The 25,117-nt window shown below is 36.7% G+C and carries 13 protein-coding genes; 8 read left to right on the plus strand and 5 right to left on the minus strand.

The genetic code is table 11. The features are described from left to right. Positions 1–273 precede the first annotated feature (273 nt). The 3 genes from MHB65_RS03070 (at position 274) to MHB65_RS03080 (ending at position 6,916) form a co-directional block, all read left to right on the plus strand. Positions 274–2,043 carry a transglutaminase domain-containing protein gene (locus tag MHB65_RS03070; protein ID WP_342442446.1) on the plus strand — a complete coding sequence of 590 codons (1,770 nt, stop codon included), beginning with the start codon at positions 274–276 and terminating at the stop codon, positions 2,041–2,043. Positions 2,044–2,464: 421 nt separating this feature from the next. After that, positions 2,465–4,357 carry a stalk domain-containing protein gene (locus MHB65_RS03075; RefSeq protein ID WP_342442447.1) on the plus strand — a complete coding sequence of 631 codons (1,893 nt, stop codon included), beginning with the start codon at positions 2,465–2,467 and terminating at the stop codon, positions 4,355–4,357. Between the two features lie 66 nt (positions 4,358–4,423). Then, entirely contained in the window at positions 4,424–6,916 is a 2,493-nt protein-coding gene (locus MHB65_RS03080) for an S-layer homology domain-containing protein (protein WP_342442448.1), read from the plus strand. A gap of 61 nt (positions 6,917–6,977) precedes the next feature. Here MHB65_RS03080 and MHB65_RS03085 read toward each other — a convergent pair whose 3' ends face one another. Both MHB65_RS03085 and MHB65_RS03090 read right to left on the minus strand, forming a co-directional pair. After that, positions 6,978–8,237, minus strand: a complete 1,260-nt coding sequence (locus MHB65_RS03085) for an HlyD family secretion protein (protein WP_342442449.1) — start codon at positions 8,235–8,237, stop codon at positions 6,978–6,980. Beyond that, positions 8,234–8,911 carry a hypothetical protein gene (locus MHB65_RS03090; protein ID WP_205441184.1) on the minus strand — a complete coding sequence of 226 codons (678 nt, stop codon included), beginning with the start codon at positions 8,909–8,911 and terminating at the stop codon, positions 8,234–8,236. The genes MHB65_RS03085 and MHB65_RS03090 overlap by 4 nt, the downstream gene beginning before the upstream one ends. A gap of 345 nt (positions 8,912–9,256) precedes the next feature. On the opposite strand from MHB65_RS03090, the gene MHB65_RS03095 reads away from it, so the two are divergent. From MHB65_RS03095 to MHB65_RS03110, 4 genes are all read left to right on the plus strand, one after another. Beyond that, positions 9,257–13,261 carry a cell wall-binding protein gene (locus tag MHB65_RS03095; RefSeq protein ID WP_342442450.1) on the plus strand — a complete coding sequence of 1,335 codons (4,005 nt, stop codon included), beginning with the start codon at positions 9,257–9,259 and terminating at the stop codon, positions 13,259–13,261. 200 nt (positions 13,262–13,461) lie between these two features. Beyond that, positions 13,462–14,529 carry an S-layer homology domain-containing protein gene (locus tag MHB65_RS03100; RefSeq protein WP_205441188.1) on the plus strand — a complete coding sequence of 356 codons (1,068 nt, stop codon included), beginning with the start codon at positions 13,462–13,464 and terminating at the stop codon, positions 14,527–14,529. A gap of 221 nt (positions 14,530–14,750) precedes the next feature. Next, a complete protein-coding gene (locus MHB65_RS03105) occupies positions 14,751–15,662 on the plus strand; it encodes a C40 family peptidase (protein ID WP_205441190.1) in 912 nt (303 codons plus the stop codon). Positions 15,663–15,895: 233 nt separating this feature from the next. Further along, complete coding sequence (locus MHB65_RS03110) at positions 15,896–17,821, plus strand: N-acetylmuramoyl-L-alanine amidase (RefSeq protein ID WP_342442451.1); 1,926 nt, start codon at positions 15,896–15,898, stop codon at positions 17,819–17,821. Positions 17,822–18,481: 660 nt separating this feature from the next. Here the strand turns inward: MHB65_RS03110 and MHB65_RS03115 are convergent. Together MHB65_RS03115 and pruA are read right to left on the minus strand one after the other, a co-directional pair. After that, a complete protein-coding gene (locus tag MHB65_RS03115; protein ID WP_342442452.1) occupies positions 18,482–20,452 on the minus strand; it encodes an S-layer homology domain-containing protein in 1,971 nt (656 codons plus the stop codon). 274 nt (positions 20,453–20,726) lie between these two features. After that, positions 20,727–22,271, minus strand: coding sequence for an L-glutamate gamma-semialdehyde dehydrogenase (pruA, locus tag MHB65_RS03120; RefSeq protein WP_205441196.1), 1,545 nt, complete (start codon positions 22,269–22,271; stop codon positions 20,727–20,729). Between the two features lie 180 nt (positions 22,272–22,451). Here pruA and MHB65_RS03125 point away from each other — a divergent pair, with 180 nt between their 5' ends. Continuing rightward, complete coding sequence (locus MHB65_RS03125; RefSeq protein WP_205441199.1) at positions 22,452–23,789, plus strand: helix-turn-helix domain-containing protein; 1,338 nt, start codon at positions 22,452–22,454, stop codon at positions 23,787–23,789. 104 nt (positions 23,790–23,893) lie between these two features. Here the strand turns inward: MHB65_RS03125 and MHB65_RS03130 are convergent, their stop codons facing one another. Then, positions 23,894–24,868 carry a proline dehydrogenase family protein gene (locus MHB65_RS03130; RefSeq protein WP_205441201.1) on the minus strand — a complete coding sequence of 325 codons (975 nt, stop codon included), beginning with the start codon at positions 24,866–24,868 and terminating at the stop codon, positions 23,894–23,896. Positions 24,869–25,117: the final 249 nt, after the last annotated feature.

The following is a 25,117-nucleotide window of genomic DNA, read 5'->3' on the forward strand; positions in this document are numbered from 1 at the left end:
CCAAGAATAAAACGAGGTTTAACTTTACAATAACTGTCTATTTTTGGACAGTTATTGTTTTATATGATTCTAAGGAATCTCTAGATTTAAAATCTTACTTATTATATACATACATGAGTGGTAATTATATTCGATTTAATATTACTTTTTAGCTTTATGAAATATATTATTTTACCGATAAAAATATATTACTAGGTTTAGTATATTCATTTTTAATAGCTAAAATCAGAAAATTAAGGCATTAGTTTTATAACTTAAAGGGGGATACTTCCATTGAACAAACGAAAATTAGCACTGTCTGTCTTTATGACTGTACCAATTGTAGCAGTATCAGTAGTTCATCCTATAGAGAGTCTTGCCGAAAATCAGGATTGGGTTAGTGAAGAAAGTGGATTAATCGCGAATCCTGACATGAATGGTGTTAACGTTAATGTTTATAGCGATGTACAAGTATTAGCTGAAAGTGTACCAACTTTAACAGCAACGACTGTGCAAGAGCTTGCTGCGCTTATTGAGAGTGAAATGAATCAATTTCAGACAAATGTGTCTATCCAATATACGGGCGATAGCTCAATGATTATGGAACAAATCAATAGCATCATAAAAAACAACTTACATAACAATGATTATTTAAATGGAACAGTTGCAAGTTGGAAATATGGCTATAAGGGTACTGCTAATAATATTGCCATTAGTATAAATTTTGACTATCATACGACAGCTGAGCAGGAGGCATTTATTCAATCAGAAGTGAGACGAATTGTACAAGAAGAAATTAATCCGTCAATGTCTGATTTTGAAAAAGTAAAGGCTATCAATGATTATATTGTGTTAAATTCAACATACTCCTATAATTCATCGACAACACCGCATGCAGTGTATGCCATTCTTAATGAAGGGAAAGGGGTTTGTCAGGCATATGCGCTACTAGCTTATCGTTTATTGCAAGAGGCTGGAATGGAAGTACGCTATGTTACTGGCTGGGCTGGTGAAGCACATGCATGGAATATCGTAAAGGTAGATGGCCAATGGTATCATCTAGATACGACCTGGAATGATCCAGTATTCTCTGCAAGTGCGGGAGATATGTCTGATTATGTTAGCTATAAATACTTTTTAATTTCAGATAATGCTATTTCCCAAGACCATCAAATTGATGATTTAGGCTACCCAAATGCAACAAGTGAGCGTTTTGTGGCGATGAGAAATGTGGAAAGCCCAATACAAATTAATAAAGTTTTATATTATCCAAATGGATCTGACAACCAAAAATTATATAAGATCGATTTAGGGAGTATGAATTTACAAGAAGAGAAGGTATCCGATACGCGTGTGCAACATTTGTTTTATGCAAATGACTGGTTATATTTTAGTAACTATTCAAATGGTGGATATCTCTATAAAATGAAGTCGAATGGCACAAATAGTATGATGCTTGCCAATAAACGAGTGACAAAGATAACACGTGAAGGTAGCAATCTAGTAGCTTATAATAACAATGTTGAAATCTATCGTGAAAGTCTTCAAGAAAATCCTACTGATGATACGAAAATTAACCAAGTTACAGAATTGTCGAATCAAATCGTATTTCTAAGTAAAGATTTTAAATCGAAGGCAGAGCAACTATTTTCATTATTTGATAGTCTCTCACAATCTGAGCAATTACGACTATCAAATGGAGTACAGCAGCGCATTAAGCTCATAAGAGAGAAATATCAAAAAATGGAGTCGCTTACCTTTAATGACTCAACAGCTTGGACATCTGTGCCGAAGGTGAATGATGTAAAGAAGCCTTGGACAATCCAGTTAAGTCAAGAAGTGTTAAACACTCCTGAAAACTTAAAGCAAATTGTATTACTTGATATGTTTGGCGACCCAATAGATAGTTCTGTTCGAGTAGATGGTAAAAAAATTACGGTAACGCCAATGAACAATTATATAGAAGGTATCTCCTATACGCTTGTGATTAAATCAAATTTGAAAAACTCAAATAATCAAACGTTGGATAAAGGTATTCATTTACAATTTAAATATCAAAAATAATTTAAAAAAGTAAGGATAAAAATAAGAGCTTCGTAGACAAATTAGTCACGAGGCTTTATTTTTTTATGTTACGAGCTTGTAGTTTACAAGCGTTTGAAGTATTCAGAAGATGGTATTTCAACACTGCAATGCGACTCAATCGTTCAATTTCTTAAAAGGAAATTAATAATTATGTAACTTATTGAGGCTATGACAAGTCTACTTAAAAGGGATGTACTAATAGTGTGAAAGCACCCAAAATAATTTTTATAGAAAATATTCATGGTATTTTAGAATACCATTTGTTCTATATGAAGCTTTCGAAGGAGAAAGGCTAGCACTCTAGTACCGAATTCTACCCTTTTCGATATAAATCCCACATTTTAGGGGTTTTTCGTGTTAAGATGATAAAGACTATTGTAAGAGGAAAAAGGAGATTAAGATGTTTAAGAAACTAAGGACTACATGTATTGTATCAGCAGTTGCGTTGGCTACAATTTTACCTGGACAAGCGTCTGCAACAGCTACTAATAACAATGGAATTCAGATAAAAAACAATGTTTCGATTACGATTAATGGAGAGACGATTAGTGTTTATGACCCTATTTTAAATAAATCGGATTTCTTATTACTACCAATGCGTGCATTATATGAAGCGGTTGGTGCAAGTGTGGATTGGGATAAGGAAACGTTGACTGCATCGGCGATTCGCAATGGTAAGACGGTTGATTTAACGATCGATTCGATGACTGCTTTAATAGACGGAGAAGAGGTTGCAATGGATGTTGCGCCATTTATGTATAAAGATCGTACTTACATGCCATTACGTTTCGTCAGCGAAAACTTTGATGGTGTTGTTAATTGGGATGAGGCTACCCAATCGGTAGATATTACATTATCAGATGAAACAACAGCACCACCGCAGGAAGACCCGTATATCTTACATATCAATAACAAGCGTATTGTCATGAAAGATCAGATTGTTACAAAGGATGGAAGAACCTATTTACCTGCTAACTATATTTATGATTATTTAGATGATTCATCTGGCACATGGCAACCTGATGGCTCCTTCGAATTGCTAATTGGTGGGATGAGCTTTATTTTCAATGATAACAGCAATCAGGCTTTGATTAACAATGAAGCAGTGACAATGATCGAAAAGCCTTTTATACAAAAAGGTAAAATGTTTGTTCCTGCTAAGTTTCTTGTGGATGCATTAGGTGGGAATTTGCGCTATATCACTGATAAAAAAGAAATGTATATTTACGTATATCGCTACATGTATACTAGTTCTTTCCTTGAAAAGTCATACGGTACTACGTCATCCCCAGAGGTTGTTCCTTCTGCTCGTTTAGAAGGGGATCGTGATCTATTTATTAGTGATAATCCAGAAACATTAACACGCAAGCTTGTACCAATAAATAATGTAACACTTGCACAATATGATGTGAAACCAACGACAGCAATGAATAAGCACCGTGTCTTTGGCTGGCACTATAACACGCTAGGAACAGATGTCAATATTGGTATTACCGTTCAAAACAAGTCTACTACAGAGAGCATTAAAGTGACTGATTCGAAAGGCATTAACCAAAAAACAGGTAATAGCTGGGTAGGTCATGATATTGGTTTAACAATTGCTGATGCTGTATTAAATAATAAACTTAAAAAATCAGAGAGTAGTGGCATTGTTATCGCACCAGGTGAAACGAAGCTAATTGAAACATATGACCTACACTATGATTATATTATTGGTTTTTTACATGATCTAGATATTCAAGCAGTCAATGGTGGAAAGCCAGAGTATACGATTCGTACAGTGCTTTCAAAAGATAATACAGATTTAACAACAATCCAATCGAATCAGGTTGCGGTAGATGAGTATGCGAAACATCCAAGAGGCGCGTGGCCAAGTGCTACCATTCTAGCAGAGCTACCAGCCTATACAGTAGATTCTCCTGAGGTAGGCTATAACATTTCTAATGGCCGTACAGACCATCTACAAACGGCTGAAAATTCGCTTTCTCAAATTAATGGTGCGGTAGGAAATCCAGGTCACTTTGGTATGAACTATAAAGTGTCCATTCCAGTTGTCAATCCAACAGGCTCTACAAAAACGATTAAGCTGAAGCTAGCAGGTCGAGGAGGATTATACAGCGGAGCGATTAAGGTGAATGGCAAAGTGTATTTAGTGCCTTCTTTAAGAGTAGGGGCAGAGTATGTTGAATTACCAGATTTCAAGATGAAGGGTTCAAAAGATACGATTGAATTAGAGTTAATGCATGCTGGTGGCGTGAATCTTCCGGTAGCGATCTATGTAGAAACAAAATAAAAAAGTCACTGGCACGGGCCATGTGACATGGTACGTGCCATACTTTGAATTAATTCGGAGTGAAAAATGGCAAGAAAACTAATAACGATTATTGTAGTCCTATTCATGCTTACACTTACAGTTAGTCCCATCAATGGACAAGCTGCTGGTTTAGGCAATAAAGTCAGTGAAGTTAAAACAGAGGTTTCACCACAGGTAATACATTCACAGCAAAACTATACTTCAGGTTCTATACATCAGTTTGTAAATGTTTTAGATGTCAATTTAAATAATACATATACAAAACTAGAAATTGGTATGCCAAATCCTATTAATTCTTTAAAAACAACATCTGCTATGGCCAAGCAAAACACAGTTGATGGGCATCGCGTTGTTGGAGCGGTCAATGCCTCTTACTTTTTAGGAAATGGTATGCCTGCGAACTTGTTAGCAGAAAACAATGAAATTGTGAACTACGGTATTTTGGGAGATACATATGATAGCCCAACACAAAAACCAGTTGCATTTGGTTTATCGAAATCAGGGAAAGCGATAGCAGACTATTATTCTACGAATCTAACTTTCCAAGTGAATGGCAAAAGCTATCCTATTGATCTTATTAATAGTGAACGAGGAACAAATAAAAACGTTTTATATACACCTGAAAAAAGATCAACAGGGACAAATACATGGGGTGTAGAACTCGTTGTGTCGGGTGCTAGCCAAGATACAAACACTTTGCATTTTGGTGATCAGTTCTCGGGCACAGTTTCTCATGTAACAGCCTATGGAGCAGAAGGTAACTCGTCTGTACCAGCAGATGGCTTTGTCATCTCTGTACAAAATAAAGAATTAGCCGCTGAATTAAGTAGCATTACAGAAGGCACAAGCGTGGATGTCAGCTTATCAATCGATCAAAAATGGATGGATGCACAGTTCATTTTAGCTGCTGGACCAATGCTTGTACGTAACGGTAAAGTTGATATTTCCATGCCAACAAATTCAGGGTTTGCTTCCACACGAAGCCCACGTACAGCAGTAGCCATAGATGCTACAGGTACAAAGGTTTCTCTTGTGACAATTGATGGTCGCATAAGTGGTCATAGTAATGGTGTTAATTTATCAGATTTAGCTTCTCATTTAATTTCAATGGGTGCTTCTTCGGCTATTAACCTAGATGGAGGCGGCTCTACAGCAATGGTCGTGCGTAATCCAGGGGGGTATTTCGCCAATCTAGTGAATAGACCATCAGAGGGTAGTGAACGTCGTGTATCAGCGATTTTACAGGTGGTGAATACAGCGCCACCAGGGAAAGTAAAATCAATTACGTTAAGTAGTGTTGGTCAAGTAATGAAAGGTTCTTCTATTGATATGCAAGTTGCAAGTGCCTATGATCAATACTTGAATCCAATGACCATCAACTCAGCAAATATGAACTGGACAGTTGAAGGCAATATCGGCAAAATGGACGGTGCAACTTTCACAGCAACACAAAAAGGTGAAGGGAAAATTATCGGAGAGTATGAAGGTATTCGCACGTCTACAGCTGTGAAAGTAGTAGACCTAGCAGAAAAACCTATTGTACTAGATAGCTTCGATAATGCGTCTTCTTGGACAACCGAAACAGCGAAAGCCAATGCTTCATTAGCAAGCTCTAAAGAGTATGCTAGACAGGGAACTGCTAGCTTACAATTAAACTACGATTTCACAACAGCAGGCACAGGCACAAAAGCTGCCTATATGGTTGCGAAAACACCAATAGCTATGACAGGTCAGCCTAAAAATATCGGTCTTTGGGTATTTGGCGATGCTGGCAAGCATTGGCTAAGAGGCGTTGTCATTGATGGTGCTGGAACTAAGCATACAATTGATTTCACAAGCCAGGGCGGTTTAGACTGGAGTGGCTGGAAGTACGTGACAGCGGATATTCCAAGTGATCTACCACAGCCATTGAAATTCGAGCGTTTATATGTTGCTCAGCCAACAACTTCTCTTCAGAAGAAAGGTCAGCTGTATTTCGATCAATTACAAGCAGTTTATAAAGACAATCATGAAGAATTAGTTTATACAGATGTAACAAAAGGGCATTGGGCATTTTCAGAAATCCAAAGCTTATACGATAAATCTCTTATTAAAGGATACTCAAATGGAACGTTCAAACCAGAGGCATCCATTACACGTGCAGAGGCAGCTACAATCATTGCCAGAGCTCTAAATCTAACTACAACGAAGGATTCTAGCTTTAAAGATGTGAGTAAGAGCCATTATGCATACAGTGCTATTGCCGCAGTTGAGCAGGCTGGCATTATTAAAGGGCAAGAGGCAGGGAAGTTTAATCCAAACGGACAGCTTTCACGTGCAGAAATGTCTGCCATTTTAACAAGAGCCTATAAATTAACAGGTACAAGCAAAGTAAGCTTCTCAGATGTGAAATCAACACATTGGGCATACAGCCATATCCAAGCACTTGTGGCCAATGATTTAACTGGAGGCTTCCCAGATAACACATTTAGACCAGATGCACAAATTACACGTGCACAATTCGCAAGCTTCTTAAATAGATGCTTATCATTAAAATAAAGATTTTCTTTTGTAACAAAAAATCCGCCTAGTCCATAAAAGGACGAAGCGGATTTTTCAATTAGAAAACGATATATTTCACATATTGCTTCCAAGTTAGTTCTTTAAAATGACTCCATTGTATTTTCTCAACAGGCAATGTTCTGAAGGTATAGGATTCGATATTACGTTTCTCATTAGAGAGCATTGGCGTCCCTTCATCAACATAATCCATAAAAATAGCTGACTTAGCCGTATTAAATTGCACATTGACATCAATTAGCTGAATTTTGCCGTCCTGATTGATGATATAAAGCTTTTTGTTCCCTTTTTTAGCTGTGGCTAACCACGATTTATCGACTTTATAAGAATCGAATGCTTCGTTGACAATAATAGAGGCTTTACCAGTTGTCGAAAATGGGATGTCCTCTAGTGGTGCATCTTGCTGCAACGTTACTTCATAATTTGTTGGTTGCGGCAATGCTGCTGTTTTGGCTAGCTCATTTGCCCAAACTGTCTGATCGTCAGTAGCAATCGTTTGTTTTTCTAATACCACGCCAGATAGTTCATCTTTGACATGTTTCACTTTAAAATCAACAGTTTGTCCTTCCTGCACCTTTTGCCATTCTTTTTCTGATAAATAGGCATACATTGCTTTTTCATTGGAATAGATTTCAAAAGTTAGCGCACCAGCTTCTTCCTTGATCGCTGACACAATACCATCTATAGGGCTCACAATACCTTGACGAGATTGTATTTGTGTTATTTGGGCTTCAAGTAGCGCAATTTGACGATTCGTTTCAGCTATATGTCGATTTAACAGCGCAACTGCTGTCGATGCTGAATTTTGTTGAGCTAGCTCTAATTTTAGCGTTACGGATAGCTTGTCATTGATTTGATCCGTATTAATAGAGCTTTTTGGGTTAGAGCTGTCTCCGTACTCATCCTCAATTTGATCGATTGCATCTTGTAAATCATGTAATTCTGTTTCATAGGCCGTACGTTCAGATTCGAGTTTAGTTAACTCCTCATCCACCTCATCCGTTTTATAGGTAGCAAGTACATCATTCATCATCACTTCTTGGCCACGCTTTACATTCACAGCCGATAAGTTAGTGGCATCAGCAGTAATCGTGTATGTTTCAGCAGGTGCTACAATGGTTTCTTTATGAACCTGCTCTGTATTCGTGCCGACATACGCTTTTTGAAACTCATCGATAAAGTAGGATCGTGTCACACTGCTATTATCTTTAAAGACAAAATAAGCATTTATACCGATTACTAGCATTGCTAACACGATGGTCATCGTTGTCCATAGTCTTGTTTTAATAAATGCCATCATCCTAACCCCCTAGCAATCCATTCTTTAATTGGTAGCACACTGATTAAGCCAACAAAAAGGGCCATAAATAGCTGTACACCAATCAATTTGACTACTAACATTTTTCTACTAGCTTCTTCCTCCCATTTCGATAGGAAGAGATACTGTACAATAATGATTAAAACCGTTGTTACCGTCAACTGATTGATCGTAAATAATACGAAATCTGTTTCAATCACCTGTAAGGCAGCAGGAGCTAAGGAGAAGAAAGAAAACATGGTTGTATAGCCTACTGCATAGAAAACAGCAAAGAGGATTGCTTTTTCAATTAGTAGAAAGGCCACAACATAAAGCTGGACTCTTTTTATCCAAGTATAAGGAATGTCCGTTAATAGATGTAATAGATAGGTAACACCATAATAGTGGAAGCAAAAATAGACGATTGCCCATATAACGGCACCAAGCATCGAAAGTATACGTGCTACATAGTATTCATTTTGTAAATCCATTGCGAATAAGGAAGTTAAATTTTCTGTCCCCATGCCCCAATATTCGCGAGCAGCAAACAACAGGATGAAAAGAATGAACACCGTTAGTACTCTTTTTTTATATCCGATGACCTCGCCTTTCTCTACGATGCTAGTAAAGTAGGTAGGATTTTTTAAACTATGCCAGAACTTATAATGGTAAAACATTAAACAGCGTCCTTTCTTCCAAAATAGGATATCAAAGTTGTAGTATACACCTTGTAAAGATATTATGACATATGAAAATAGCTGTTTTTTTCCAATAAATTCATTGAAAAAACGCTTTCTCTCATTATATGTCGATTGGTGAAAATCTCATAACACCATTGTATAGTATAATTGAAATAACTTCCTGTTTTTCTAGCTAGTAATTTTGAAAAGTTACTTTTGATATGTCTGATTTTGTAAATGTATTAGAATGGCTTGAAATCAAGCAATTTACACCGATACTAAAGTCATAATTTCTAAATGAAAATGAACACAATCATTTTCCTATACATAAACGATGAAAGGGTGGTTCGATTGAATCGAAAATTGACAGCAGGAGTCATAACAGGTCTTTTATTGGCACCTACGACTATAGCCAATGCACAGGAAAATGATGCACAATCCCGCGTTACAACGCAAACAGAGCAGGTTGCCTATACGAATGAAATAGCGGCTGCAACGACAAGAGAACAGCTTATTGCACAATTTGGTAAGCTGTCGGAGAATTCAACGTCTGATGAGATGACGATAGCACAGGGTGATATAAAGGTTGTCCAAAATTCAGGTGATTTTAATGCGGATGAGAAAGTATTCATTCAGGCGAAATATGATTATATTGTGGAGCAACGTCGATTATTAAGTGTACTAAAAAATATTGGGGATAGAATTGGTACTGTTTCGTATTCCAGTCAGACATTTCTTGAGACTGTTGCAAGTATAGAAGATGACTATGAAGCGTTTTTAGGGAAAGATACAACAGCCGATTCATATTTATATGCACAAGACCAATTCAAAAAGGCTGTTGAGGCAGCGCTTCTCAACAATGCTAGTAACATTGCCTCAACTATTCGCGGCACATCGTTACAATATGGTTATGATGACAATGCACGTAATACCTATTTTAAAAATAAAGCAGATATTGCAAAACTATCTAAATTAACTGATGATGCAGCTGTCATTACACCGCTTACTATAGATTTGAAAAACTTAGTGGACCTATTAACTAATTCTTCGGATTATGCCGCCATCTCGACGGCATTAGAAAAGTTCACAACTGCCTATAATGTATTAACTACAGATCAAAAGAAAGTAATTGAAGCATACAATCCAAATGATGATAAGGTTACACCTTTTAAAAAGTATAAGGATGCCTTGTCAGGTTTGTCTGCTGTAGAAAAAGTGACTTCCAGCATTGCACAGTTAAAAGGTAAGCAGCCTGCAGATTTCACTTCAGCCTCAAGCTTTATTAGTGCTGTAGCTGCTGTTGAGAAAGCCTACAATAATCTGGATGCTGCCTCAAAACAATTATTAAAAACAGAATATGATAGTATTGCACAATATCTTCAGGCAGCAAATATTTCGAAAAGCATTTCAGGGCTGCGTGTATCCAAAGAAGAGTCTTATCGTACCGCAGTTACTGGACTAAAAACAGAACATGATAACCTAACAATTGAAAAAGGGTTTGTTAAAAACGCGATCGAATTACATTCAGCAATAGCCAATATTACTGTAGCTGAAAGTATCGAAGATCTTATAAAATTGATTGGTACTAAAGCAGATAGTGAAAAAGTAGCTGCCATTAAAGCAGCGCGTGCAGCTTATGATAATCCATCTGCTCCAACTGGAACAACAATCAATCCAAGCAATGTAAAAAAAATCGTCAATAATTTAGCAGAGTTAACATCTTGGGAGAAAAATTTAGGTGCTGGCTTAAAGGTAGATAAGTTAATTGATAGCCTAGATCCAACTGCAAAAACTTTTGAAAGTAAGACGCTCTCAGCTTGGGCAGCCTTTAACAAGCTGAATGATAATGATAAAAAGTTAGTGCAAGGAGCTGCAAAACTAACACTGTTTCAAAAATACGCTGATGTATCAAAAAGAATTGCTACATTAAAACCTACTGCTGAATACAACACACAGCTTGCTGAATTAAAAACCCTAGTAGATCAATTAGATGCTACAGGTAGTGAAAATGAAGCAGCTCTTAATAGCTTGAAAACAAAGTTAACAGAAGAATTAAAGGCTTTGACAGATGAAGAAACAGCTGTAGAACAGGTTAAAGAGAAAATTACGAATCTTGGTGCGTCCACGAATGTGGCAATTGAAGAAATACTGGCTGCACGCTCAGCTTATAATGCATTATCAACGACAGCTAAAAAGCGAGTAACGAATATTAAAGTGTTAACAGATTTAGAGAAATCCTATAAATCGGTTGTTAATGTCATCTCTCTTTTTGAAAAGCTAGATTCAACTTCTAAAAGCTATATTTCTAAAGCAAAATCAGCTTATACGGCTTATGCGAAGCTAGATGATAAGAATAAGACATTTGTACAAAATTATAAAGATTTAAAAGATGTTATTCCTGCAATTGACGTAATGGTGCAAATTAGTGCATTAAATACATCTAAAAAAACGTATAAAGATGATGTGGCAAAAGCAGATGAAGCGTTTAATAAATTGGGTGAATCTCTTAAGGTAAAGGTAGTAAACAGCGAGGACCTAACAAAAGCACAGGGCTATATCAATACGGCCAAGGCATTTGATGACCGTATTATAGCATTAGCAAATGAAGGACCTGATACATTTGTCAAAAAGGTAGCCGATCTGACAGCTGAATATAAAGCAATGGATAAAAACGCACAGAAGCTAGTGGAGCAAGCTAAAATGTTAAGCTCCTACGAGAAGGATAACAAAGCGGTAATCAAGGTTATTCAAATGATTGATGCCTTAAATCCAACAAATAAGGATTATACAAAAAAGGTTCTTGATGCTCGTAAAGCCTATAATGCACTTGATCAAGTTTCCCAAAAGCGTGTGACAAACTATGCTAATCTCACTGCTGTTGAGGATGTTGCTTCCTTGATTGGTCTCATTGCTTCATTAAAGCCTACTAGTAAAACATTCTATCAAGATATGAAAACAGCGCGTGAGCTTTATGATGCGTTGCCAGAACAGAAGCAGCAAGCAATTGTAAACTATGATGCACTGGTAGCAGCAGAAAATGAACAGGGCTTAGCACAGAGCGTGGTTGAGCTTATAAACTTAACAGAAGTGCAGGATGCCGACTATTTAACGAAACTAATGAATGCGCGTGTAGCATATGATAAGCTGTCATCTAACCAAAAGAAATTAGTGACGAATATTAAAGATCTAACAACACGTGAGAAAGCTGTTAAACCAATTTTAAGTGTGATGGTTCAAATTAATGAGTTAGATCCAGAATCAAAAAGCTTTGTTAGTAAGGTAAGCTCAGCACGTAAAGCTTATGATAAACTATCGAAAGATCAAAAAAAATATATCGACAATATTGATATTCTGTTAAAGTTTGAGCCTGTGTCCAATGTGATGGAATTGATTAGTAAACTAAAATCTTCAAGTAACACCTTCCTTCAAGATACGTCACGAGCACGCTCACTTTACGATGCGCTACCTGACGATATGAAGCAATATGTAACAAACTACTACTTATTGCAAGCAGCGGAGTCTAGTATTTTAGGTGCTGGTAATGTCATGCAAATGATTGATGGTTTACCATCTGTTGATCCAAAGCAATATGTAAAACGCATTCAAGAAATCCGTGCTGCTTACAATGCTTTACCAAAGGATCAGCAACGAGCTGTTCAAAATTATCAAGTACTACAAGATCAAGAAAAGCTAATAAAGCCTGTAATAAGTATTGTAGAAGATATAGATCGATTGCTAACGGCAAAAGATATGAATAGTCAATACCAAAAGATTTTAAAAGCGTATGATAAACTCAATGCTGATCAACGACGCTATGTTTATAACGACCAACTATTGCTTTCACTAGATAGTGTTATAAAGGTTTATAATAATATTGCTAAATTGAATCCAAAGGATAAATATTACTTTGGCATGGTGGAAGCGGCGCGTAAAGAGTATGATAGTTTGAATACGACAGATAAACAGCGTATCTCCAACTATTCTATTTTACTCGAAGCAGAGAAAAGTTTAGCCGATGTGAAGAAGGTTGTAGAGATCATAGCAGGACTTTCTCCAAGTTCTTCGACATATATTGAAGATGTGGCGAATGCCGTTGCGGCTTATAAGGCATTGGACTCTAAAATTAAAGGACAAGTCATTAATGAGGATGTCTTAAAGCAGGCTGAAAAAGATGTGGCTGCCGTTCTCAAAGTTGTTCAAGCTATCGGAAACATTGATCCAGACAGCTCATCATTTGAGAAAAAGGTGCTAGCTGCTCAAAAAGATTATAGTAATTTGTCGATTGAGCAACAGGGCTTAGTGTATAATTACCGCATTCTAGAAGACTATCTTAAAATGATTCAATAGTATGATAAAAAAGGAGTTTTCCCAATGATTATTACGGGAAAACTCCTTTTATAAGTAAGAAAAAGTGGACCTTAATATTATTTTCCAAAAAAGTGAAACTATATCATTTGAATTTCGTATCTTATAGTATAAATGGTCGCTTTGATTGGGAGGTACCATTTGATACATATTCATTTTGCCAACGTGAGGAGGTAGCCCTGTTGAAAAAATTACTTAGTATAATGGTACTTTCAATAGCTGCAACCGTAGGAAGTTTAACTAGTTTTAGTCAAGTCGAAGCAGCATCTGCAAAGGCTGTAGATGTGACAAATTCATACTGGGCAAATGCCTCAATTCAACATATGCTCACTAAACAATATATGACTACATATAACGATAACACTTTTAAGCCTGAGCAAGCTATTACAAGGGCAGAGGCTGCTGCTGCTATTGCACGCTCTCTTCAAACAAACATTGACATTGAAAACCCTGTAAAATTTAAGGATGTTCCTACAACACATCCTTATTACAAGGAAATTTGTCAGCTTGTTAAACTAGGAGTCATTCAAAAAAGTGATGCCTTTCAACCAGAAGAGCCTTTAAAGCGTATGCAGGTGGCAAAAATGCTAGCACTTGCGTATCAGTTTAAAGTAGATAGCAAAAATAATAGCCAGTTTGCAGATATTACACGTACTCATTGGGCAAAAGATTATATCGAATCCTTAGCAGATATCGGCATTATCGGTGGAGTGGATGCTAAACATTTTGCTCCTGACCAAATGGTAACACGCGCTCAGTTTGCTGTTTTTGTTGAGCGGAGCATTGTTTTTCAGCAAAAAATTAAGGCATTGGAAGTAGCTTATGACTATCTTGCAAAGGATTATATCCCAACTGTAAACCTTTCTTCCGAGTGGTCTAAAAAGGTGATTGAATTAATTAATGTTGAAAGACAGAAGAATAAGCTGGAACCTGTTGTCTATGATTCAGAGCTGACACAAATCGCTATTATCAAAGCACAGGACATGGTAAAGCGTCATTATTTTGAACACGTTTCTCCATATTATGGGGCACCTTGGGATTTAGCGACATTATTTGATTACAACTATACAAGTTTTGGAGAGAATATTGCTAGAAATATTAAAACGCCAGAAGTTGCAGTAAAGGCATGGATGGCTTCTCCAAGTCATCGAGATAATATTTTAAAAGAACATTATACAAATACGGGTGTTGCAATAGCACAGGATAGCAAAGGAAATTACTATTGGGTTCAAATGTTCTCTAGTCAATAAGTTGTTGTGTAACAAAGAATCGCTAATATTACAGAAATGTTACGAAAGTTCCAAATTACGATAAAAAAATCCCCCTTTTAACGCTGGAAATACCACCAAACGTTGGTATTACAGCGTTTTTTTGCTGTCTAAAACCGTTACACAATTGAAAAATAACATGAGCCTCTTTTGTGATAGTCTATGTATAGGCAAAAAAGTTTTGAGAGGGGTATAACAAAAGTATGAATAAGAAATGGTTATTACCGATTTTTGCATCTTTTATGTTATTTTCAACTACTAATATTAATACTGCTGAAGCAGCGTCTAAAGCAGATTTAACTGATACAGCTTCTAAATATTTAGGTGTTCCATATAAATACGGCGGTACAACAACAAGCGGTTTTGATTGCTCAGGCTTTACTTCTAAAGTATTTTCAGACTTAGGCATTCAATTAAACCGTACGTCAGGATCACAATATCAACAAGGTACTGCAGTTGCAAAGAGTGATCTTCAAGTTGGCGATTTAGTATTTTTCAATACAAGTGGTAGTGGGATTTCACATGTGGGGATATACATAGGTGATGGTAAAATGATCCACTCTCAAACTGGTCAAGGTGTAAGCTACTCAAATGTTAATGACCCATATTATTGGGGTGATCGTTATGTAGGTGCAAAACGCGTGGCAACATTTGATGCTCAACAACAAGCTGAAGTAAAGCAAGCAGCTATTGACTTTTCTGTATATGCTTCTCGTGCAGAGGTAGCAGTACAAATTGCAAAAGCTTTAAACTTAGATACATCTGATACTACTACTAGTTTCGTTGATGTAAAACCTACATATGCTCACGCAGGTGCTATTGCAGCTGTAGCTAAATTAGGTATCTTTGAAGGCGATGCAAATGGTAAATTCAACCCGTCTTCACCAATTACGCGTGCGCAAATTGCTAAAGTATTAGTGCTAGCATTTGGCCTTGAAAACAATGGTGGAAGTGTAACATTTAGTGATGTACCTCAAAAGAGCTGGGCTAATGAGTATGTGTCTACTCTAGCATCAAATGGCATTACAAATGGTGACGGAGATGGTAGCTTCGGTTCTGATGAATTACTAAAAATCGAACAATTAAAAGTATTTATTGAAAGAATTCAACAATAAGTTCATAAAGTTAACACTTTAATTGTGTCATAGATTGCAAGAAATGATCTTTTGAATAGCGTATAATGGAAGAAGGGTTTGCAATAGCAGACTCTTCTATTTTTATGATAATTTTGTAGGAAAGGATGTGAATTGGAAAATTAAATTTTAACAGTTCTATTGTATGATGCTTTATTTAGCTAATTTTGTTAAAATGGACACGTTAAGAGAACAAGAAGGGAGGAAATAAGACATTGAACATCAAAAAAATTAGTCTTATCTTGTGCGTCTTATTCATTTCGGCTTCTATGTTTACGATACATAGTGCAAGTGTCAGTGCAGCTAACAATTCGAATATAACATTTGAAGATGTTACTAAAAATCACCCAGCATATGAAGAAATCAATTATTTAGTAAATTTGGGGGTAATTCAAGGTTACTTTGTGAATGGTAAAAGAGTCTTTGGCCCAAATAATAGTGTAACAAGAGGACAAGCAGCTAAAATGGTTGTTGTGGCCTCTGGTAATAAACCATTAATTGTAAATAAATCTAGCTTTTCAGATGTTACAGTCGGCACTGAAATGTCAGGTTACATAGAACGTGCTGTACAGCTAGGATTTTTCGACAAAAATATAAAAGGCCAATTCTTACCAAATAAGCCTCTAACTCGTGGAGAAATGAGTTATGTATTAACAAAGGCTTTTAATTTAGATACTAGTGAGTATGAGGGGATCGACTCACCATTTACTGATGTAGGAATCACACACGAATATGTGAAATACATCAATACAATCTATTATAATGGTATTACAAACGGAACAGGTAATACGTATTTACCAAATGGCACTGTAACACGTTCACAATTCTCATTATTCGTTGCACGTGCAAACAGTGAAAAATATCGATTAGAGCTTCCTGTAAAAGGTGTACAAGTTCCAGATACATCACAAGTCATTGGCTTAGTGAAGGTCACTACTGATGGGTTAAACATCCGTAAATCAAAAGATTCTACTTCAAGTACGAACATTGTAGGTAAAGTCAATACAGGCGGTAAATTATCAGTTTACGCTGTTGAAAGTAATTGGCTAAAGGTTACTTATAAAGGGGCATATGCCTATGTTTATAAGCAATATGCAGAATTTGTAGATGCAGATGGCAATGAGTTAGGAACAGTCGAAAAAGAAGTAACGACAAAAAATGCTATCAATTTATATGTGAAGCCTACTTCTTCAGCAAAAGTAATTTCATCAATTAAAGCGAATGAAAAGCTTCCTGTTTACAAAACAATTGGTGGCTACTACTTAACACAAGTAAATGGTTTACCTGGCTATATTGTAGCGAGTAGCACTACAGATACTGTGGAAGAAGAAAAGCCAAATCCAAATCCAGATCCAGATCCTACACCACCACCAGCTTCAGGTGATGTGCTTGGAAGAGTAACGGTTGATAACTTAAATGTTCGCAGTCAAAGTAACTCTACATCAGCTGTGTTATTTAAGTTGAACAAAGGAGAGTATGTCCAAGTTAATAGCATCAATGGTTACTGGGTAGAAATCACTTATAATGGCCAAACAGGTTATGTTCACAAGTCTTATTTGAAACTATTAAATCAAACAGCTAAACCTTTACAAAATCGTATTATCATCCTAGACCCAGGTCACGGTGGTAAAGATCCAGGTACTGTAAAGGGCTCTGCTTCTGAAAAGAACATTACACTAAAAGTCAGCACACAAGTGAAGCAATTACTAGAGAATGCTGGTGCAAAAGTTTATATGACACGTACTGGTGATACGTATCCATCATTACAAGATCGCGTAGACTTTACTCAAGCAAACTATGGTGAGATTTTCGTGAGTGTTCATGTCAACTCTGCTGCTAATACGTCAGCGTCAGGTACTGAAACATATTATGCAATATCTACAGGAGATATGTATCAGGAAGACATTGATTTAGCGACTTATGTTAATAATCAAATTGTCAACAATTTAAATATGAAAAACCGTGGTGTCAAGCAAGAGCAATACTACGTAATTCGTAATATGGTGATCCCGTCCATTCTAGTGGAACTTGGTTTCTTAACGAATGCAGAGGATAACAGTAAAATGACAAATGATCAATACGTTAAGTTATTTGCAGAATCTATTTATAATGGTATTTTGCAATACTATAAAAAACAATAAGTGATGAAGAGACGATTCCAAAGCTGTACTAGCCTTTGGAATCGTTTTTCTTATTCTCTATATACCCTACATTAGAGAAAGACAAACAAATCATTTCATGTTGTTGAAAAAAGATCATGTCACTAGCAGAAAAAGAGGGGGGTTGGTTACCGTTCCACCAACGTTCTTTCCAGGGGGCGTCCGATGAACCGCTTCACTCACTTCCGTTCGCTCCAGGGTCTCATCTGTAACGCCTAAATCCCCTAGGAGTGACGCTGGCTCCACTACTATCAACCATCCTGTAAAAGTGTCTTTTCCTTGTCTTTCATACTAGCCGAAGCGATCAAAGTAGCCCATTATTTGTATAATTAGAGAAAGGATAGACTCTTATTTTCAATGTGGAGAAGTAATTCATTACGACACCCCTCCATAAAATGAGTAGTGAACACCTTTACTAAAAAGTTAGTGGGTTGGAGTGGAAGGCTACTTGACTCCCGTGGATAGCGAGACAGGCGGGCCCCTGCACGGAGCAGTAGCGGAGGAAGCGGCTCGGCGCTCGCCCACAGGAAAGCAAGTAGCCTGTAACGGAAACCCTTCATCTTTCACAAAAATTTTATTGATGGTTTTGTTTCTCAACACTAAAAAATGGCTGCCTCAATTAGAAGAGGCAGCCATTTACTGTTATTTCACGGTATTAATGAATTTAATGTAATCCTTACTAATATATCCTGGTTCAGTGTTTAGTTTATCCGAAACAACTTGATACCAACCGTTTGAGCTTGTATCTGTGACGATGACCGGCATATTACTTTTACTAAATGTGAAGAGTGGACTTTGACTTGTTGATGCATCTGCACGAACATTCAGTCCAGCAGTTGTTGTAAGTGCAATTTTATAAGGATTATTCGCATCTTTAAAGCCTAAAGCTTTTTCTGCACGATAATAATGTCCAGCAATTTTGGCGCCCCAGAATGGATCTGAAGCGTATTTTACGTTGAAGCCAATAGCCTTAGAGCCAACAACTGCGCCATTCGTATAACGTCCACCTGGCGTGATATAATTTGGCTGTAAGAATTTTTCAACCAACTCATTAATATTAGCTTCGACACTATCAAACTTCTTGTTCAGTGGATTTGTATCATAGACATATAATCCAAATAGATTGTTTAGGTTTTGAGCGTGATCACTCATACCATAGGCACTCTCATGCTGTGCTAGAGATAAAATAAGCATAGCATTGATATGAGAATTTGCTTCCACGTCTTTTAATACAGAACCTAAGCCAAGTAGCTTACTTTTAGTTGTGGCATTTTTATAAATCGAAGCACCAGAGCTTTCAACCTCTGCTAATTTTTCCACAATATATTGATCTAGCTCTTCTACTGTATATTGAGTTGTTGCACGGGCTGGTAAGAATTGATAGTAGTTATAGGCTTCTCCTTTTGAAGAACCATCAGCATTGGTAAAGTTAATGCCATCCCAGCTAAAGTATTTCTCACCCTGCTTCATAAAGCTAGGTGCCTTGCCATACACGTAACTAGCTGAATATTTATTTGTTTTATAATCATATAAGGTATGTTTTATTTCACCATATTCATTTGTGTAATAAGAACGGCCTTTCACTAAAGTAGAAGGAATTAAGTTAACGTCTGCCTGCTTTAAATAGCCAGTATGACCAGCTAAGCGTACTTTTACTTGTGTGGCATCACTACCTAGATACTCCATTTCTGTATTACCAGCAACTGCGATTTGATCCTTTATGGTTTCAGAATTCAGTGCCACATAATTATTCGTTACAACATAACCTGAAGTCATTTTGATAATTTTATTATTTTGAGTAATCACTAAAGAATTATTCGTCATCGCTTTTTCAGCTGCTTCAAAGCTAGTAAAGGTTTGCTTGTCTACTAGATTACCATTTGAAATTTCTTTGACGATATATGCGGTAGTATTACCGTTATTACCAGTATTATTATTGTTCTCATTATTATTAGTATTACCGTTATTCTCGGAGTTACCGTTGTTTTCATTTTTACCAGCGTCAACCTGATCAGCAAGAAGGATTAATCGTAAGATAAATGTTGACGCTTCACCAATTGTGGCATTGTCTCTAGGTAAAAACATGCCATTGGAGCTTCCTTTAATAAGTCCTAATTGTGCACCGATTGCAACATCTTGACGGAAATCTTTAAAAATAGTGGTATTGTCTTTGAAGGTAATAGAAGAAGTACCTTTTGGTATTTTTAAATAATCAACAGCTCTGATTAGCATAACTGCCATATGCTCTCTTGAAATACGGTCATCCGGCTTAAATGAGCCATCCGTATAGCCAGTAATAATTCCAGCAGTAGCAGCAAGCTTAATTTCATTTGCAAATAAATATGTGTCTGAGACATCTGTAAACGTTATCTCGTTCTTTGCGTCCAAATCTAACGCTTTTGCTATGTATGTGGCGAATTCACCGCGTGTCACCGTAGCATTTGGACGATAGCTACCATTTGCATCTTTCAGCAATGCATCTTTCTGAATTAAATAGCGCAGACCACTCTCGTGCATATGTCCTGATAGCTCATCTGCATAGACCGATTGGGGTTGCCAAATGACTAGACTAACAAGCATCATGAGCAACATAAAAATTGATAGTTTTTTCATAGTTTTACCCTCCTAAACTGATATCATTTTAACAAAGTTACACAATCAAGATAAGGGTCAAATGTTAGAAATACCATAAAATATACCAGCCTTTTATAGGCAATAAGTATGCTTTTATATTTTGATGGGAGAGTTAGTTTAAAATAGGGGAGGGGAAGTGAATCGAAATTCACATGAGTTTCTTCTATTATATATGTCCTTTGTGTTGTCCATAAAAATAATGCCGTACATTGTGTGCTAAGAAACAATGTACGGCATTTTATTGGGATAATAATTAAAGCATTTCTGAAGTTGTTTTTGCTTGCATATGCAGTTGTAGGTAGTCTGGGCCACCTGCTTTTGAATCTGTACCTGACATGTTGAAGCCACCAAATGGTTGGTAACCAACGATTGCGCCTGTACAGCCACGGTTGAAGTAAAGGTTTCCTACATGGAATTCTTCACGCGCTTTTTCTAGGTTCACACGGTTAGTTGTGATAACAGCACCTGTTAAACCGTATTCTGTATCGTTTGCAATTTCAATTGCGTGATCGAAATCTTTTGCTTTTGCAATCGCTACGACTGGTCCGAAGATTTCTTCTTTCATAATACGTGCAGAAGGCTCTACGTCCGCGAATACAGTTGGTTGTACGAAGTAACCGACTGTATCATCCGCTGTACCACCAGCTACTAGGCGACCTTCGCCTTTACCGATTTCGATGTATTCCGTAATTTTATTGAATGCTGCTTGGTCGATTACTGTTGCCATGAAATTGCTGAAATCTGTTGGATCTCCCACTGTTAGAGCGTTTGTTAACTCTTCTACACGGTTCACCACTTGGTCATATACATCTTCTACGATAACAGCACGAGAACATGCTGAACATTTTTGACCAGAGAAGCCAAATGCTGATTTCACGATCGATTGTGCAGCTAATTCTAAATCTGCTTCTTTATCGACTACGATTGTATCTTTACCGCCCATTTCAGCGATAACGCGTTTAATCCAAATTTGACCGTCATTTAACACAGATGCACGTTGGTTGATACGTAAGCCAACATCACGTGAACCAGTGAAGCTGATAAAACGAGTTTTTGGATGATCAACTAAGTAGTCACCTACTTCAGCACCAGAACCTGGTACGAAGTTCACTGCACCTGCTGGAAGGCCTGCTTCTTCTAATACTTCGATAAATTTATACGCCACAACTGGAGTTGTTGAAGCTGGTTTTAATAAAACTGTGTTCCCTGTTACTAAAGCTGCTACTGTTGTACCAGCCATAATTGCAAATGGGAAGTTCCAAGGAGAAATGACGATACCAATTCCTAGTGGAATATAGTCATAACGGTTGTACTCACCTGGACGGCTTTCTACTGGTTGACCGTTTTTAATGCGTAGCATTTGGCGACCATAGTATTCCAAGAAGTCGATTGCTTCCGCTGTATCTGCATCTGCCTCTGCCCATGGTTTCCCAGCTTCTTTTGTTAATAAAGCAGAGAATTCATGTTTACGACGACGAATGATCGCTGCTGCTTTGAATAAAACGTCCGCACGAATCGCTGGATCAACTTTTTTCCAAGTTTTGAATGTTTCATCTGCCGCTTGCATCGCTTTTTCAGCTAAATCTTTGCTTGCTTTCGAAACGCGACCAATGACTTCTGTTTTCTTTGCAGGATTGTACGAAACGATTTTATCTTCTGTTGTAATGCGCTCGCCACCAATAATTAGTGGGTAGTCTTGACCTAAGTAACCTTCAACTTTATTTAAAGCCTCTACATAAGCATTGTAGTTTGCCTCTTGTGAAAAATCTGTGAATGGTTCGTGTTTGTATGGAATCATGTCAGTTTCCTCCCCATGGATAAGTGGTGCCAAATGATTATGCACCTTTTTAGATTGTGTTAATTATATAATGCAATATAATTTGGCATTAATCAACTCAAATTTTAAAACTTTTTTAATTTTTGCATCTGCTTTTCATATTGGTGTTAGAATAAGCTTAATGGAATACAGGAGGACAAGATGGATAATAATGTACTACTAAGTATTTATAAATACGTCATTGAAAAAGGCGATATGGGAATTTGCGTGGTAGACACTGAGGGCAAATTGCTTATATACAATAAAAAAATGAGAGAATTAGAAGGCGTTAATGAGGATGAATTTGAGGAGAGGCGAGCCTTAGAGATCATTGATTTTGAAATCGAAAAAAGTGATATTTATAAGGTCCTCAGCTCTGAAACGCCAGTGCACAATATAAAAAAAACGTATTGGAATAAAAAAAATCAAGAAGTGACCTACATAAGCAATATTTATCCGTTGCACTATGAAGGCTCTTTAATAGGCGCTGTGGAATTTGCCCGAGATATTACACAGCTTGAATACATGATGTATCAGCCATTAAGAAGGTATGGCGCACCATTGACATTTGACATCATCACGGCAGTATCACCAGTCATGAAGGATGTCATTGAAAAGGCAAAGATTGTGGCGCTAAGTAGAATGCCTGTTGTATTAATAGGGGAATCAGGTACTGGGATTGATATGGTTGCAGAGGGAATTCATCATGATCTAAAGGTGCAAAATGATATGTTTATTGCTTTAATTTGCCGTCGAGATGAGAAAACGGTATTAAAGCAATTTGAAAAATATATTGTGGAAAAGGAGAAAATAACCTTCTTTGCTGAGCGCATCGAATATTTATCTCTAGAAGCACAAGAAAAGATTGTTGAACTTTTCAATAATCATCCGAATCATCAGCATGTTTTAATTGCTAGTGTTGGTAAAGATCCAATTGATTTAATTCAAAAGCACGAGCTATCCAAAAAGCTTTACCGACTTTTTTCAGGTATTACGATTTATGTGCCTCCTTTACGAGAAAGAAAAGAAGATATTATGCCTTTTATCGATGATTATTTCAAAAGGCATCGTGATAGCTTTGGCTCATCTATTCAAGGGCTTTCAGAAGAAGTGCGAGATACTTTTTTAAAATATGATTGGCCTGGGAATTTAAAGGAATTAGAAGTCCTGTTGGATGAAATTACCTCATTGATCACCAATGAAACAATCGTTGAATCACATATGCTACCTGTGCATTTCAAATGGAAAATCCAAAGCTCTTGTGAGGAGACGGAAAAAGAGGTTTCTACGAGTGATTTGTTTGTTATTAAAAATCAACAGGATATTCGACCGTTAGATGTCTATATGAAAGAGGTAGAGGAGTACTATATTTCGAAGGCATTGGACTTTCATCAAGGGAATATTTCCAAAACGGCTGCTGCATTGGGGATTCGTCGACAAAGTTTACAGTATCGTGTTAAAAACTATAAGCTCAATAAAAAAAGCGAAAACATTGATTAACGATGTTTTCGCTTTTTTTGGATAGGTTCCCGAAAGTGAAGGATAGAACTATCTAACTGATGGTTAGAATTACTAAACTGATGGATAGCTCTCAGCTTGTGTAATTATTTACCTTTTTTTGAAAGGCGACCAAGGGCAAATGCTGCGGCTCCTAATCCAATTGCCATGTTCGTTTTTTTGTTAAACACTTGTTTTGTTACAAGTGCTACGTTTTGCGGACGCTCTGCTAAACGACGCATGAAGTAACCGTACCAATCATTACCAAATGGAAGGTATGTGCAGAAGTTATAACCTTCACGTGCAAGATCTAGCTGCATTTCTTTACGGAAACCATATAGCATTTGGAATTCGAATTTTTCATTTGGAATATTGTGTTGTTTCACAAATTGTTTTACATGGTTGATCACATTATGGTCGTGTGTAGCGATTGAAGTAAATTTACCATGTAACAAATGATATTCAATTAGTTTTAAGTAATTATGGTCAATATCAGTTTTTGATTGGTATGCCACATTTTCAGGTTCTTTGTAAGCACCTTTTACAATACGTAAACGGAAGTTTTTATATTTCTCAATATTTTCCTCTGATTCGAAGAAGTAAGCTTGAATAACTGTCCCTACGTTATCATACTCTTTGTGTAATTCCTCTAATAATTCAAAAGAGCTATGTAAACGCTCGTAGTTTTCCATATCAAAATTCACGAAAACATTATATTGATGTGCAAGAGCTACGATTTCTTTTAAGTTTTCATAGCAAAATGCATAATCAATATCTAAACCTAATTGTGAAGGTTTAAGAGAGATGTGTGCATCAAGCTGTTCATCATGAATAGCTTGTACAACAGCTAAAATATTATTTTTGGCAGCAGTTGCCTCTGATTTTTCGTAGACGAACTCGCCTAGATTATCGACAGTACAAGAAATATTAGCCTTGTTTAATTCTTTAATCGATTGCACAACTTCTGGTAAACTTGTACCAGCAACAACACTTTGGGCACCCATTTTTAAACCATATTTTTGTGCAGCGCTGTTTAATAATTTGTTCTCTGATAAATAAATGAAAAAGTCACGTAATACCATCATATGCCTCCAATAATGAAAATTTTAAATTCTTGGCGATTATAACACTTTTTTTGAAAAGTAAAATGGTTTGATTTTCAGAAAAAAATTTTTTGACAGCTAGTTAGAGAGATAAAACTATTGCAGTCATTGACTTTTTCGTAGTAAAAATACAATTTAAAAAAATTTTTTTCAAAAAAAAGGACTTTTCAAAATTATAGATTTGCTTTATGTTGGTTGTTATATGTCTTAATTTGGGCATATGTATGA

Source organism: Lysinibacillus sp. FSL K6-0075, assembly GCF_038592945.1.
Taxonomy (GTDB): Bacteria; Bacillota; Bacilli; order Bacillales_A; family Planococcaceae; genus Lysinibacillus; species Lysinibacillus fusiformis_F.